A 12,935-nucleotide genomic window follows, 5' to 3' on the forward strand; every position below is an offset into this window, starting at 1 on the left:
CCGACGCGAACCTGACAGATCCGATTACGGCGTGCGGTTGGCGGTCACGAGGCGGGCCTCGCGGACGTTGGCCTTGGTGCCGGCGCTACGCAGGCAGGACGCTTCGAAGTTCGGCCAGGCCTGCTGCGAGCAGTCACGGCCGATGCTGCGGATGTCGAGCCGGTCGCTCTTGGCCAGCGGCTGCGGCACGCTGGCTTCGACCTTCGGAGCAAAGCCGGGCAGGAGGGTGAGGGCCGCGGCAACACACGCAGACAGAGCGATCGCTGAAATGGTCTTGATCATGACAGTCCCCTGTGATGCGGCCGCCTACGCCCAGTACGCGGCCCGTCATTCGTTGGCCGGATTAGTAACCATGGCCAGTTTCCGGACGTCTTCGCCGATGTGGGAAATGGTTTCGTTCGCGCTCCGTTTTGTTTCGTGGCCGCCCCGAGACGAAACAAACCGGCTGCCGCTGACGCCCAACGGGACATTTTCGGAGGGGCTGGACCGGAAACGGGCTAGGAACCTGCCCGGCTTGCCGGCCCGGGCGGGGCGCGGTAGGACGGGGCCATGCCGCGCATCGCCTTCTACCCAGGTTCCTTCGACCCCATCACCAACGGCCATCTGGACGTGGTCCGGCACAGCGTTTCCTTGTGCGACAGGCTCGTGGTCGCGATCGGGGTGCATCCCGGCAAGAAGCCGCTGTTCTCGACCGAGGAGCGCCTCAAGATGCTCGAGGACGTCTGCGGTCCGATCGCGGCGCAGGCCGGCTGCGTGCTGGAGGCGACGACGTTCGACGATCTGTCGGTGACCGCGGCGCGCAAGCACGGCGCGACCATCATGATCCGGGGCCTGCGCGACGGCACCGACCTCGATTACGAGATGCAGCTCGCCGGCATGAACGAGGCCATGGCGCCGGAGGTGCATACGGTCTTCCTGCCGGCCTCTCCCATGGTCCGCCCGATCACCGCCACTTTGGTGCGCCAGATCGCCGGCATGGGCGGGGACGTCTCGGCCTTCGTCCCGCCGCAGGTCGCGGCACAGCTCAAGGCCAAATTCGCCTGAAAACGGCGCGCTTCCTCTTCTCTCTGATCCGGAGTTGTCATGATCCGAATTCTCGCAGTTCTTGCCGCGCTTCTGTTCGCGGCGCCGGCGGTGGCGCAGCAATTGCCGGCAAATCTCGACAAGGCCAACGCCATCGTCATCGACAGCACCAAGGGCCGCATCGTCATCAAGCTCAGGACCGACATCGCGCCCCAGCATGCCGAACGCATCAAGCAGCTGGCGCGCGAAGGCTTCTACAACAACGTGCCGTTCCACCGCGTCATGGACGGCTTCATGGCGCAGACCGGCGACGGCCAGAACGGCAACGGCACCGGCGGCTCGAAATACCCGAACTTGAAGCAGGAATTCTCCAAGGTGCATTTTGCCCGCGGCATCGTCGGCATGGCCCGGCGCGGCGACAGCGTCGACAGCGCCAACTCGCAGTTCTTCATCATGTTCGCCGACGGCGGCAGCCTCGACGGCCAGTACACCGTGATCGGCGAGGTGGTGCAGGGCATGGACGTCGTCGACAAGCTGAAGAAGGCGCCCCCCGGCTCGCCCGGCGGCTCCGTCACCGATCCCGACAAGATGGTGAAGGTGCAGGTCGCCTCAGACATCAAATAGGCGCGGCCATGGCGCGCCGCGGTGGCAGGCTCCTGCTGGTTGCCGCGGTGCTGTTGCTCGCCACCTCCCTTGCGGCCGTGGAGGCCGCCCAGGTCGACACGATCCAGGACATCTTCCGGCACCTGCGCACCTGCTGGAGACCGCCGTCGCCGGCGAGGGCCCGCCCACTCGACATCACCGTCCTGGTGAGCTTTAACCGGGCCGGAAACATTCTGGGCCATCCGAGGATTACCTATGAATCCGCGGAGGCCTCTGACAACGACCGGCTGCAATACCGGATCGCGGTGATGGAGGCGTTGCAACGCTGCACGCCGGTGCCATTTACCGATGCAATGGCCGGCGCCGCCGCGGGACGTCCATTCGCGATCCAGTTCCGCAGCCGCAAGACGTCACCCGACAAGACTTCACCCCCAACGCAAGAGAGACGAGCATGAGCGTCACCGAAAACACCCTGATCCTCGAGACCACGCAGGGCCCCGTCACCATCGAGATGCGCCCCGATCTCGCGCCCGGCCATGTCGCGCGTATCAAGGAGCTGGTCCGTGAGGGCTTCTACGACGGCATCGTGTTTCACCGCGTGATCGAGGGCTTCATGGCGCAGACCGGCTGCCCGCACGGCACCGGCACCGGCGGCTCCGGCAAGAAGCTGAAGGCCGAGTTCAACAAGGAGCCGCATGTGCGCGGCACCGCCTCGATGGCCCGCGCCGCCAATCCCGATTCCGGCGACAGCCAGTTCTTCATCTGCTTCGACGACGCCCGCTTCCTCGACAACCAGTACACGGTGTGGGGCAAGGTCACCGAGGGCATGGAGAACGTCGACAAGATCAAGCGCGGCGAGCCGGTGCAGAACCCCGACAAGATCGTCAAGGCGCGGATGGCCGCGGACAAGGAATAGTCACTCGATCCTCATCCTGAGGAGCGCGGAACGCGCGTCTCGAAGGATGAAGGCCCCACTGCTGCAACCCGGCCTTCATGGTTCGAGACGGCGCTAAGCGCCTCCTCACCATGAGGGTCTGGCTGTGTCGCGCCAAGCCTGCTCATGCGCACCGATCTCTTCGATTTCGATCTGCCGCCCGAGCGCATCGCGCTGCGCCCGGCGAGCCCGCGCGATTCCGCGAGGATGCTGGTCGTCGAGAATGGCGCGCTGCGCGATCAGATCATTTCCGACCTGCCGCAATGGCTGAGGCCCGGCGACCAGCTCGTCGTCAACGACACCAAGGTGATTGCGGCGCAATTGAAGGGCCGCCGCATCGGCCGCGACACCGAGCCGAAGATCGAGGCGACGCTGATCAAGCGCCTCGACGGCTCGCGCTGGCAGGCGCTGGTGAAGCCGGCCAAGAAGCTCGCCCCCGGCGACCGCATCCGCTTCGGCAACGAAGGCAAGGTCTGCCTGCTCGGTCATCTCGACGCCGAGGTCGAGGCCAAGGGCACCGAGGGCGAGGTGACGCTGGCGTTCTCGTTCCACGGCCCGGCGCTGGACCAGGCCATCGCCGATCTCGGCAGCCCGCCGCTGCCGCCCTATATCGCCTCCAAGCGCACGCCAGACGATCAGGACCTCGCTGACTACCAGACCATGTTCGCGGCGAATGAAGGCGCAGTTGCAGCGCCGACCGCGGGGCTGCATTTCACGCCCGCGCTGGAGCAGGCGCTGCGCGACCGCGGCGTCGGCCTCAACCGCGTGACGCTGCATGTCGGGGCAGGGACGTTCCTGCCGGTGAAGGTCGACGACACCGAAGCCCACAAGATGCACGCCGAGTGGGGCACGATCTCGGCCGCAACGGCGCAGCGGCTCAACGCCGCGCGGGAGACCGGCGGCCGTATCGTTGCCGTCGGCACCACGTCATTGCGGCTGCTCGAAAGCGCAGCGCGCGAGGACGGCACAATCCAGCCATTCGCCGCCGAGACGTCGATCTTCATCACGCCCGGCTATCGCTTCCGCGCAGTCGATATTCTGATGACGAATTTCCATTTGCCGAAGTCGACGCTGTTCATGCTGGTGTCGGCATTTTCGGGGCTGGAGACGATGAAGCAGGCCTATGCTCACGCGATCGCGAGCGGATACCGGTTCTATTCGTATGGCGATGCGTGTTTGCTGCTTCGGGCCGAGCGGTAGGGTGGATTAGCCGTCAGGCGTAATCCACCGCTTCTGTTTCCGCGGATATGAAAGAGGTGGGTTACGCCCAGCGGCCGCGCTTCGCGCATCCGCTAGGCTAACCCACCCTACGCACCTCCCGTTACGCCATCACCTTCTGCGGTAACAGCTCGGCGATCTGCACCGCATTGAGCGCCGCGCCCTTGAGCAGCTGGTCGGCCGCCACGAACATCGAGATCGAATGGCCGGTGGGATCGCTGAGATCCTTGCGGATGCGACCGACCAGGACGTCGTCCTGGCCCGAGGCGTCGATCGGCATCGGGAAGTAGTTCTTGGCGCGGTCGTCGACCACCTTGACGCCGGGCGCCCGCGCCATGATGGCATGGACCTGGTCCTCGCTGATCGGCTTCTCGCATTCGAAGGTGATGGCTTCGCAATGGGCGCGCAGCACCGGCACGCGCACGCAGGTGACGCCGACGGCGATGCTTTCGTCCTCGAAGATCTTGCGGGTCTCCTTGATGACCTTGGTCTCTTCGTCGTTGTAGCCGGTCTCGGGGTCGATGGCGGTGTTGTGGTTGAACAGGTTGAAGGCGTAGGGGTGTGGCATCACCTTCGGCGTATAGACCTGCCCGTTGAGGTTGGCGCGGGTGGATTCGACGAGCTCCTCCATCGCGGCGGCGCCGGCGCCGCTGGCCGCCTGATAGGTCGAGATGATCACGCGCTTGATGCGGTTCTGCTGGTGGATCGGCCACAGCGGCACCAGCGCAGTGATCGCGGCGCAGTTCGGGTTCGCAATGATGCCCTTGTGGTCGCGGATGCGGCTCGCGTTGATCTCGGGGATCACCAGCGGCACGTTTGGGTCCATGCGGAAGGCCGAGGAATTGTCGACCACGACGGCGCCGGCCTTCACCGCGATCGGTGCATACTTCCTGGAGATGCTGCCGCCGGCGGAGAACAGCGCGATGTCGACGCCGTCGAAGGAGCGCTCGGTCAACTCCTCGATGGCCACGCTCTGCCCGCGGAACGACACCGTCTTGCCGGCCGAGCGGGCGCTCGCCAGTGCCTTGAGCTTGCCGACGCGAAAGCCGCGCTTGTCCATGGTGGCGATGAATTCGGCGCCCACCGCACCGGTGACGCCGACAATCGCGACGACGGGATCGTTACTCACTTTGTCCTCCGTTGCATTGAGAATTTAGACAACAAAAAAGCCCCGGACCATCGAGGGCGGGGCTTGCCGTAGAGCTGATGCGTTTAAGTCGACGACCTACGCGCGCACGCCTCCCCGGGCCCCTTCGGCCGTGGTGGTTTTGGTCGTGCGTTTGGTAGTCGTGAACATGGCGGCGACTTATGCGGGAGAGTCTTGCGGCCGTCAATGGCTTTTCGGCCCGGCCGATGCCGGGGGCAGCCTGCCGCTATTTGGCACCCGCTATTTCCCCTTGGCGCCAGGCGGCTCCAGGGTGACCTCCTTGAGGTCGTCGCCGCTGACGACGACGATCGAGAAGTTCAGCCGGCCGCGCTCGCGGACCAGCCCGCCGCTGATGGCCTTGCCTGCGGCGGCGCGCTCGGCGACGCGTACGGCATCGGAGAGGCGGTGCCTGATCGCACCCAGCGCTGCGAGGTTGCTGCGGTCCTCGCGGTCGAGCTCGGTGAGGGGTAGGGCCGCTTCCCCGCCGACCAGTTCGCCGGTCGCAGCATTTATGGTGTGGCGCCAGATCCGGTCGTTGTGCAGTGTCTTCACCCGGTAGACCGGCACGCCCGAGCCGCCATCGAAGCTCACATCGGCGGTGGTGGCGCCGGCATGGCGGGCTTCGGCAATCGCCATGGCCTGGCTGATCGTGATCGAGGAGCCGCGGAATCGCTCTATTTCGCGGCTGACTGCCTGGCGGTCCGCTTCGGCATCACCATCTGTGTCGCTGTGAAGCGCGGTCGGCGTGCTCGCGGTCACGACAGCATGTGCCGGCGCAGCGATGAGCAACGCGGGCAATGCGATCGCAAGCAGGTGCGAGGTCCATCGTTGGGCAGTCGTCATGCTCGAAACCCTCGGCCAGCGAGTGTGCCGGATGATCGTAAAGAATTCGCGGCCGGCCTTGGGCATCGGCCGGCCGCGGAGCGCCGCGGCGGGCTGTACCCGCCGCGGCGATCGAAGCGGGTCCGGACCTCTTTGGGGCTGGTGAAAAATGCGGCCCGAACCGACTGTAATGAAACCATACCGTATCGTTTTATTTCGGTCAATGACGCCGCATCGTCGCCGCCTGGGGAAAGCACGCAAGCTCACGGAATTGTCAGCGGGAGGAGCGGCGCCGTGGCGCGAGTTTCGAGGTGTCCTGGACGCGGTCGGCAGGTCCCAGCGCGCCGGCCAGGAACAGCTTGATCGCCGCGCGCATGCGCTTCTCGGCAGCCTTCAGCTCCAGCGCCGTTCCGAACGTCGCCATGCGGTGGGTGTGGCCGACGACGACGTCGAGGAACACCTCGGCTGCGATGGTGGTGTCGTCGACATCGAGCGCGCCTTGCGCGACCAGATGGTCGAAGAAGCGCGCCGTGGTGGCGACGGCCTTGAGCCAGCCTTCCTCCTTGCCGAGCTTGGCGACGTCGGGGAAGTTGATGGCCTGTGCCGTCATCATGCGGCTGAAGGCGACGGCATCCGGGCCGCAGGTGAAGGTCAGCATCTCGCGTCCGATCTCGACCAGCCGCTGCTCGACCGGGATGTTCGAGGCGCTGGAGAGCTGCGTCTCCGCCGCCGCCGACAGCGGCGCAAGCCAGCGCTCGATCTCGCGCCTCAGCACGGCCGCGAACAGGCCGCGCTTGTCGCCATAGCGGGAATAGACGGTGGGCTTGCTGACCCGCGCAGCTTCCGCGACCGCATCGAGCGAGGTCGCATCAAAGCCGCGATCAAGGAACAGGCGGGTGGCGACCTCGATCAGCCGCAGATCGCGCTCGATCGCAGCGGTCTTCGTCGGCCGACCACCACGCGATTTCGGCACCTCGCGCCGTGGCGCTGCCGGTCTTGTCCTGGTCGCAGTCAATCCCATGCCCAATGATTCCTGCGCGGTCGTGATATCGGTCATTCGCTCTATATCGCGCAGGAGCGGAGGCGTCATCGCGAATCTGGCCGAATTGGCCATATCGTCAACGGTTTCGGTATTGCCTCGTTCCGTCACGAGGGATCACGGCAGCGTCGAGGTCCAGGCCTGGCCGGATGCAGCCTTCTCGTATCCGTACTGGTAGAGCGCCCGCATATAGGTTGTGTCGAACCCTTCCGACGGCGGCGCAGGATAGTCGCGCGCGATGTAGGAGAGATGGAAGCCCAGCCGGTTGCGCTTGGCGAAATCGTAGGTCGAGAAGATGATCGAGCGCGTCTGCGATTGGGTGATCGCCGACAGGCTGCGCGAGGCGACGTCGATGGTGCCGTTGGAGACGAGCTCGAAGTTGCGTTCGATCTTCTTGTTGACGAGGATGTAGATGTCCACCTTCGCATTGCCGGGCAGACGGCCACTCTGGAACAGCAGAGCTTCGGGCAAGGTCAGCACCGGCGCGGTCACGCCGCCATCGACATGCATCTCCTGAAACTTGCGGCCCCCGCCTTCGGCATCGATCATGATGGGCGGAAACACCAGGGGAATGCTGGCGGAGGCCGCCATCACGTCGCGAAACAGCTTGAGCGCCTCGGGCGTTCCGACCGCGGCAATCTTGCCCATGTCCCAGATCGCGGTGCGCTGCGTGTCGAGGTCGGTCGTCACCACGAGCAGCCTGCGGCCCTTGGCGTGCTCGCGCGCGACTTGCGCCATGATCTCGGGCCCGACATAGCGTGCAACGAGCTCGCGCAGCCTAGTGTTGCCAAACAGGCCGGATCCGAACAGCACGCGCATGATGCTGGGATCGTTCAGGAGGCTCTCCGCGATGCCGCTGGTGTAGACCTCCTTCAGCGTGTCGTCATATTGCGGTCCGAGAAACGCGAACGGCGCGATCAGGCCGCCGGTGCTGACGCCCGAGACGACCGAGAAGGTGGGGCGGGTTCGGGCCGCGGTCCAGCCGTTGAGCACGCCGACGCCATAGGCGCCGTCAGCGCCGCCGCCGGACAGCGCCAGATAGGTTCTCGTCGCAGTGCTGTTGTCTTTCTCCAAGCTGAACTTGGTGGCCGGCTCGTCGGCGTAGCGCCGGAGGCCGTCGATATCCAGCACGCGCGAGGCGCTGGCTTCAGCGGCCGTGTAGGGCGTGCGGGGCAGGGCGGTGCAGGCGCCGAGCGCCAGGCTGCAGATCAGGACCACCGATCCGATCAGCCCGACGCCAGTCTGCCTGATCCGGTCACGCGAGGAGACGGATGCGTCGGTCGAACACGGAGGGTACGGCATTGTCGGTGGCTGGCGATCACGCATCTACCGCCGCCGGCAAGTTCGCCGCGGCATCTCGTTCCAGCCCCCAGACAAAAACTACACTGTATCGTTTCGTTTGACAAGGGTGCGGGCACACGATCCTTGTGTGGGTCGTTGTCCAGTCTGATGCACAAACCGGCCCGAAGCGCGGTCGGCGGGTTGATCAGCCTGCTCCGACACGCAATAAGCACCGCCATGAATCCCGACAATGACCTTCCCAATCACTTTGAGTTGCTCGCCACCGACGGGGCCGCGCGCACCGGGCGCCTGACCACCCCGCATGGCGTGGTGCGGACCCCGGCCTTCATGCCGGTCGGCACCGCCGGTGCCATGAAGGGCATGCACTGGCGCGAGGTGCGCGATGCCGGCGCCGACATCGTGCTCGGCAACACCTACCATCTGATGCTGCGTCCAAGCGCCGAGCGGATCGCGGCGCTCGGCGGCCTGCAGACGTTCACAGGCTGGAACGGACCGATGTTGACCGATTCCGGCGGCTTCCAGGTGATGTCGCTGGCGGATTTGCGCAAGGTCAGCGAGCACGCCGTCACGTTCCGCTCGCACATCGACGGCGCCAAGGTCGAGCTGTCGCCGGAGCGGTCGATCGAGGTGCAGCGTTTGCTCGGCTCCGACATCGCCATGCAGATGGATGAATGCGTACGGTTGCCTGCCGAGCGCGCCGACATCGAGCGCGCGATGCAATTGTCGCTGCGCTGGGCGGAGAGAAGCAAGCGCGCCTTCGCGAGCGCCCCGGATGGCTACATGCTGTTCGGCATCGTGCAGGGCGGCGACGTGCCCGAGCTGCGCCATGCGAGCGCGCAAGGCCTGGTCGGGATCGGCTTCCATGGCTATGCGATCGGCGGGCTCGCCGTCGGCGAACCGCAGGCGGTCATGCTGGCGATGATCGACGAGACCGCGCCGCTGCTGCCGAAGCAGCGGCCACGCTATCTGATGGGCGTCGGCACGCCCGACGACATCCTCGAGGCGGTGAAGCGCGGCATCGACATGTTCGACTGCGTGATGCCGACCCGCAACGGCCGGCACGGCGTCGCCTTCACGCGCTACGGCCAGGTCAATTTGCGCAACGCGCGCCATGCCGACGATCCACGCCCGCTCGATGAAGAGAGCTCATGGCCGTCGACGCGGAACTGCGCGCGCGCCTATCTGCATCATCTCGTCAAGGCCGGCGAGACGCTGGGCGCGATGCTGCTGTCCGAGATCAATGTCGCGTACTACCAGTCCCTGATGCAGGGCATCAGGGACGCGATCGCGCAAGGAAATTTCGAGGAGTTCTATCAGCGTACGCGCGCGGACTGGGCGAGGGGCGATATCGCCCCGCGCTAGCTCAACAGTCCAAACTCAGTTGCACACGAGCCGCCGCTTCACGGCATGCTTGGTCACGAAGCCGTAGCCGCAATTGTCGCAAGTCCAGAGGTAGCTGATGATGTGGTCCGAGACGTAGGCAGATGCTTCAGCGGCGACCATGGAGTCGGCGCAGACGGGACAGGTCGGCAACTCGCTGCAACGCGGATCACGCCTTAGCGCTACGGTCGACATCACTTCAGCAACCGCTGACATCGTGGTGACCTCCCTGCTTTGAGACCTAAGTCTAACATAAGCAGAATCAGTTGACGAGGTCGCAACACAAATGCGTTGGTTTTCTGCTAATTAAAGCTCACGCGATTTTGCGATGCAGCGTATTTAACATGTGCTGCATTGCCGCTTGCGTGTCGCCGCAAGCTGTCCGTAACTGCGCAGGGCCGCGACAGACGTGCAGATCGTCGCCACAGGGAGTTCATCATGGACGTATCGTCCAACACGGGTGCAGCGCACCAACCCGGCCGTGGCCGGATCTATGACTCGATCGTCGATGCCTTCGGCAACACGCCCATCGTGCGCTTGCGCCGGCTGCCCGGCATGCACGACGTGAACGCGACCATTTTGGCAAAACTAGAATATTTCAATCCTGCCGCGAGCGTGAAGGACCGCATCGGCGCGGCCATGATCATCGCGATGGAGAAGGCGGGCATCGTCAAGCCGGACACCGTGCTGATCGAGCCGACCTCCGGCAATACCGGCATTGCGCTCGCCTTCGTCGCGGCTTCCCGCGGCTACCGGCTCAAGCTGGTGATGCCGGAATCGATGTCGATCGAGCGACGCAAGATGCTGGCCTTTCTCGGCGCGGAGCTGGTGCTGACGCCGGCGGCGCAGGGCATGAAGGGCGCCATCGCGGCCGCCGAGGAGCTCTTGAAGACGACGCCGAATTCAGTGATGCCGCAGCAGTTCAAGAACCTCGCCAATCCGGAGGTGCACCGCCGCACCACCGCGGAGGAGATCTGGAACGACACCGGCGGCAGCATCGACTTCTTCGTGGCCGGCGTCGGCACCGGCGGCACGATCACCGGCGTCGGCCAGGTACTCAAGCCGCGCAAGCCGGGCTTGCGTGTGGTCGCGGTCGAGCCGGAGGAGAGCCCGGTGCTCTCGGGGGGACAGCATACTCCGCACAAGATCCAAGGCATTGGTGCCGGCTTCGTCCCTGACATCCTCGACCGCTCCGTGATCGATGAGATCGTGAAGATCAACTCGACCACGGCGATCGAGACCTCGCGCGCGCTGGCGCGGCATGAGGGCATTCCGGGCGGCATCTCCTCGGGCGCCGCGATCGCCGCCGCACTCGAGATCGGCAAGCGGCCGGAAGCTTCCGGAAAGACCATCCTGGCGATCGTGCCGTCCTTCTCCGAGCGGTATCTTTCGACGGCTCTGTTTGAGGGAATCTAGGACATGGCGGATCAACCGAGACGGCCGCGCACGCTGGGCGATGCCAGGACCGAGGCCGAGGCGGCGTTCAAGAAGGTGACGGCCAAGGTCGCCACGGCGCCGCCCAAGCAAAACGCCGTGCCCGGCATCAAGGAGCAGGTCACGCTGCGCATCGACCAGGACGTGCTGGAGTTCTTCCAGGAGGGCGGTCCCGGCTGGCAGGATCGCATCAACGAGGCGCTGCGCAAGGTGGCAGGGAAGTAGACTTCGCGGATGGGCTGTAGCTCCTCATCCTGAGGAGCTTGCGAAGCAAGCGTCTCGAAGGATGAAGGCCCCGCTGGTCGAGGCGCGCCTTCATGGTTCGAGACGGCGCTTCGCGCCTCCTCACCATGAGGATCACAAACGAAAAAGCCCGGCGCGAGCCGGGCTTCTGTCGTCTGGGATCCGTCTCGCTCTCAGCGGCGGAACATGCCGCCCATCATGCCGCCGACGACGCCACCGACGAAGGCCGCACCGGCAGCATCGCCGGGATTGCTGCGTGGCTGGGGAGCCGGTGCCGGCGCGCTGCTCTGAGCCGGGGCGGTGGCGGCGCGCCGAGCCGGCTTCTGGCTGCCGTCGCTCGCCGTTGCCGGGGCAGCCACGATTTCCGAGAGCAGGGCCTTGTGCTGGTTCTTGTTGAGATAACCCGACGAGGGATAGCCGCGCGCAGTCTGCCAGCGCTTGAGCACGGACCGCGTTTCGTCGTTGAAGACGCCGGTCTGGTTGGTGTCGAAGCCGAGCGCCGTGAGTCGACGCTGCACGTCGCGACGCTTGTTCTTGTCGAGACCGATTTGGTCCTCGGTCACTTGGGTAGCCTCATCCGTGAAGGTGGCGGGATCGACGCCGGCATTGAGCGTGCGGGTCGCGGTCGAGGGGCCGCTCTTGATCGCCGCTAGCCGCGCCAGCGCCAGCGCCTTGAACTGGCCGTTCGGGAAAGCGGTGAGGTAGGCATTGAGCTCCTCGGCCTTGTTGGACTCCTTAACCGAGCGCCAGTATTCGAGCTCGACACCGTCCGAGCTTCCGGTCGCCGCCGGCACAATGCCGGTCGCGGTCGGGGCCGCAGCGGCGACCTGGGTGGTCGGCGCCTGATTGAGATAGACGGAGCCGGTCAGGTTGGTGTGGCCCCAGGGCAGCTGGCCCTTGCGGGTCTCTTCATTGACCTGAGCGCGCACCGACGTCATGGCCTGCTGGATCTCGACGCCGGGCTTGGTGATGTTGTCAATCAACGCCCGCGTGAACGGGCTGTTGTTGCCTTCCTGGCCGTCGAGTGCGGTCTGGCCCGGGCCGGTGGCGAACGCGATCAGCGTGCCTTCGCCGGACTTCATCTCGGCGAGGCCGCTCTGGACGTTGACGCTGCGGGTCGCCGAATTCGACTTGATCTTCGCGGCGAACGGATTGTCCCGGCAGGCGTCGAGGAAGACGAGCTTGACCTTGGCATCGCCCATGGTCTGCTCGAGCGTCAGGTCGATGTTGATGGCGGCGCCCAGCTTGACGTCCATCTCCGACTTGATGTCGGCATCGACGGGCAGCAGGTAATTGGTGCCGCTGACGGCGATGCCGTGGCCGGCATAATAGAACAGCGCGATATCGGAGCCTTGCGCCTTGCGGCCGAAATCAAGCAGCTTCTCGGTCATCTGGTCGCGGCTGAGATTGGAGCCTTCGATCACCTCGAAGCCGACATTGCGCAGCGTGGCCGCCATCGCCTTGGCGTCGATCGGCGGGTTCGGCAATTGCGCGACGTTCTTGTAGGAGCCGTTGCCGACGACGAAGGCGACGCGGCGGTCAGCCTTGGCGGCACTGATCGACAGCGCCATGCACATCAGCGAAGCGAGGAGGGTGAGATAGCGCATTCTGAAATCCCCAGAATCGAATTGCAGGCAGCAACAAATCGGCCACGAACCTACACGAAGTGCCCGACTTCGCGCCACCAAAACGGCAGTCCGTTGCGTTCAACCCGCTGCTGTGTGGCCGAATGTGCACGATGGAGTGTCACTCCAACGTGATCCAAATCACACGGCCACTTGGTTTTGTCG

The 12,935-nt window shown here is 65.3% G+C and carries 15 protein-coding genes; 8 read left to right on the forward strand and 7 right to left on the reverse strand.

The annotated features are described in order from the left end of the window. Nucleotides 1-24: 24 nt before the first annotated feature. Nucleotides 25-282 carry a hypothetical protein gene (locus ACTEK7_RS02355; RefSeq protein WP_036012649.1) on the reverse strand — a complete coding sequence of 86 codons (258 nt, stop codon included), beginning with the start codon at nucleotides 280-282 and terminating at the stop codon, nucleotides 25-27. A gap of 267 nt (nucleotides 283-549) precedes the next feature. Here ACTEK7_RS02355 and coaD point away from each other — a divergent pair, with 267 nt between their 5' ends. The 5 genes from coaD to queA all read left to right on the forward strand — a co-directional run bounded on the left by coaD (nucleotide 550) and on the right by queA (nucleotide 3,760). Then, entirely contained in the window at nucleotides 550-1,044 is a 495-nt protein-coding gene (gene coaD, locus ACTEK7_RS02360; protein WP_036028155.1) for a pantetheine-phosphate adenylyltransferase, read from the forward strand. 39 nt (nucleotides 1,045-1,083) lie between these two features. Beyond that, the gene (locus ACTEK7_RS02365; RefSeq protein WP_036012644.1) at nucleotides 1,084-1,647 is read left to right on the forward strand and encodes a peptidylprolyl isomerase; all 564 of its coding nucleotides are present in this window, start codon (nucleotides 1,084-1,086) and stop codon (nucleotides 1,645-1,647) included. Between the two features lie 8 nt (nucleotides 1,648-1,655). After that, nucleotides 1,656-2,081, forward strand: a complete 426-nt coding sequence (locus ACTEK7_RS02370; protein ID WP_225112461.1) for a hypothetical protein — start codon at nucleotides 1,656-1,658, stop codon at nucleotides 2,079-2,081. Next, a complete protein-coding gene (locus tag ACTEK7_RS02375; protein WP_018642141.1) occupies nucleotides 2,078-2,542 on the forward strand; it encodes a peptidylprolyl isomerase in 465 nt (154 codons plus the stop codon). The genes ACTEK7_RS02370 and ACTEK7_RS02375 overlap by 4 nt, the downstream gene beginning before the upstream one ends. A 144-nt stretch (nucleotides 2,543-2,686) precedes the next feature. Beyond that, on the forward strand, nucleotides 2,687-3,760 hold the full coding sequence (gene queA / locus ACTEK7_RS02380; RefSeq protein ID WP_225147086.1) for a tRNA preQ1(34) S-adenosylmethionine ribosyltransferase-isomerase QueA: 1,074 nt from the start codon (nucleotides 2,687-2,689) through the stop codon (nucleotides 3,758-3,760). A gap of 121 nt (nucleotides 3,761-3,881) precedes the next feature. Here queA and ACTEK7_RS02385 read toward each other — a convergent pair whose 3' ends face one another. The 4 genes from ACTEK7_RS02385 to ACTEK7_RS02400 all read right to left on the reverse strand — a co-directional run bounded on the left by ACTEK7_RS02385 (nucleotide 3,882) and on the right by ACTEK7_RS02400 (nucleotide 8,088). Further along, nucleotides 3,882-4,907: an aspartate-semialdehyde dehydrogenase gene (locus ACTEK7_RS02385; protein WP_225147085.1), complete on the reverse strand. Its 1,026-nt coding sequence runs from the start codon at nucleotides 4,905-4,907 to the stop codon at nucleotides 3,882-3,884. 258 nt (nucleotides 4,908-5,165) lie between these two features. After that, nucleotides 5,166-5,768, reverse strand: a complete 603-nt coding sequence (locus ACTEK7_RS02390; RefSeq protein ID WP_225112458.1) for a PepSY domain-containing protein — start codon at nucleotides 5,766-5,768, stop codon at nucleotides 5,166-5,168. 253 nt (nucleotides 5,769-6,021) lie between these two features. Continuing rightward, a complete protein-coding gene (locus tag ACTEK7_RS02395) occupies nucleotides 6,022-6,768 on the reverse strand; it encodes a TetR/AcrR family transcriptional regulator (RefSeq protein ID WP_036012628.1) in 747 nt (248 codons plus the stop codon). Nucleotides 6,769-6,903: 135 nt separating this feature from the next. Beyond that, nucleotides 6,904-8,088, reverse strand: coding sequence for a patatin-like phospholipase family protein (locus ACTEK7_RS02400; RefSeq protein WP_225147084.1), 1,185 nt, complete (start codon nucleotides 8,086-8,088; stop codon nucleotides 6,904-6,906). A 216-nt stretch (nucleotides 8,089-8,304) separates the two neighbouring features. Between ACTEK7_RS02400 and tgt the strand changes: the two genes are divergently transcribed. After that, nucleotides 8,305-9,450: a tRNA guanosine(34) transglycosylase Tgt gene (gene tgt / locus ACTEK7_RS02405; protein ID WP_036028145.1), complete on the forward strand. Its 1,146-nt coding sequence runs from the start codon at nucleotides 8,305-8,307 to the stop codon at nucleotides 9,448-9,450. 15 nt (nucleotides 9,451-9,465) lie between these two features. Here tgt and ACTEK7_RS02410 read toward each other — a convergent pair whose 3' ends face one another. After that, nucleotides 9,466-9,684 (reverse strand): hypothetical protein, encoded by a 219-nt coding sequence (locus ACTEK7_RS02410; protein WP_036028144.1) that lies wholly within the window; start codon nucleotides 9,682-9,684, stop codon nucleotides 9,466-9,468. 222 nt (nucleotides 9,685-9,906) lie between these two features. Here ACTEK7_RS02410 and cysK point away from each other — a divergent pair, with 222 nt between their 5' ends. After that, the gene (gene cysK, locus ACTEK7_RS02415) at nucleotides 9,907-10,884 is read left to right on the forward strand and encodes a cysteine synthase A (RefSeq protein ID WP_036012610.1); all 978 of its coding nucleotides are present in this window, start codon (nucleotides 9,907-9,909) and stop codon (nucleotides 10,882-10,884) included. Nucleotides 10,885-10,887: 3 nt separating this feature from the next. Further along, nucleotides 10,888-11,127, forward strand: a complete 240-nt coding sequence (locus ACTEK7_RS02420) for a BrnA antitoxin family protein (protein ID WP_036012607.1) — start codon at nucleotides 10,888-10,890, stop codon at nucleotides 11,125-11,127. Nucleotides 11,128-11,318: 191 nt separating this feature from the next. Here ACTEK7_RS02420 and ACTEK7_RS02425 read toward each other — a convergent pair whose 3' ends face one another. Further along, nucleotides 11,319-12,752 carry a caspase family protein gene (locus tag ACTEK7_RS02425; protein WP_225147083.1) on the reverse strand — a complete coding sequence of 478 codons (1,434 nt, stop codon included), beginning with the start codon at nucleotides 12,750-12,752 and terminating at the stop codon, nucleotides 11,319-11,321. Nucleotides 12,753-12,935: the final 183 nt, after the last annotated feature.

The sequence above is a fragment of the Bradyrhizobium sp. JHI2711 genome (assembly GCF_056156565.1).

Excerpts from the sequence above, each read along its gene's own strand:
- ACTEK7_RS02420 (WP_036012607.1), top strand. The coding sequence starts at position 10,888 with ATGGCGGATCAACCGAGACGGCCGCGCACGCTGGGCGATGCCAGGACC.
- tgt (WP_036028145.1), top strand. The coding sequence starts at position 8,305 with ATGAATCCCGACAATGACCTTCCCAATCACTTTGAGTTGCTCGCCACC.
- cysK (WP_036012610.1), top strand. The coding sequence starts at position 9,907 with ATGGACGTATCGTCCAACACGGGTGCAGCGCACCAACCCGGCCGTGGC.
- coaD (WP_036028155.1), top strand. The coding sequence starts at position 550 with ATGCCGCGCATCGCCTTCTACCCAGGTTCCTTCGACCCCATCACCAAC.
- ACTEK7_RS02375 (WP_018642141.1), top strand. The coding sequence starts at position 2,078 with ATGAGCGTCACCGAAAACACCCTGATCCTCGAGACCACGCAGGGCCCC.
- queA (WP_225147086.1), top strand. The coding sequence starts at position 2,687 with ATGCGCACCGATCTCTTCGATTTCGATCTGCCGCCCGAGCGCATCGCG.
- ACTEK7_RS02400 (WP_225147084.1), bottom strand. The coding sequence starts at position 8,088 with ATGCCGTACCCTCCGTGTTCGACCGACGCATCCGTCTCCTCGCGTGAC.
- ACTEK7_RS02425 (WP_225147083.1), bottom strand. The coding sequence starts at position 12,752 with ATGCGCTATCTCACCCTCCTCGCTTCGCTGATGTGCATGGCGCTGTCG.
- ACTEK7_RS02390 (WP_225112458.1), bottom strand. The coding sequence starts at position 5,768 with ATGACGACTGCCCAACGATGGACCTCGCACCTGCTTGCGATCGCATTG.
- ACTEK7_RS02370 (WP_225112461.1), top strand. The coding sequence starts at position 1,656 with ATGGCGCGCCGCGGTGGCAGGCTCCTGCTGGTTGCCGCGGTGCTGTTG.
- ACTEK7_RS02395 (WP_036012628.1), bottom strand. The coding sequence starts at position 6,768 with ATGGGATTGACTGCGACCAGGACAAGACCGGCAGCGCCACGGCGCGAG.
- ACTEK7_RS02410 (WP_036028144.1), bottom strand. The coding sequence starts at position 9,684 with ATGTCAGCGGTTGCTGAAGTGATGTCGACCGTAGCGCTAAGGCGTGAT.
- ACTEK7_RS02355 (WP_036012649.1), bottom strand. The coding sequence starts at position 282 with ATGATCAAGACCATTTCAGCGATCGCTCTGTCTGCGTGTGTTGCCGCG.
- ACTEK7_RS02365 (WP_036012644.1), top strand. The coding sequence starts at position 1,084 with ATGATCCGAATTCTCGCAGTTCTTGCCGCGCTTCTGTTCGCGGCGCCG.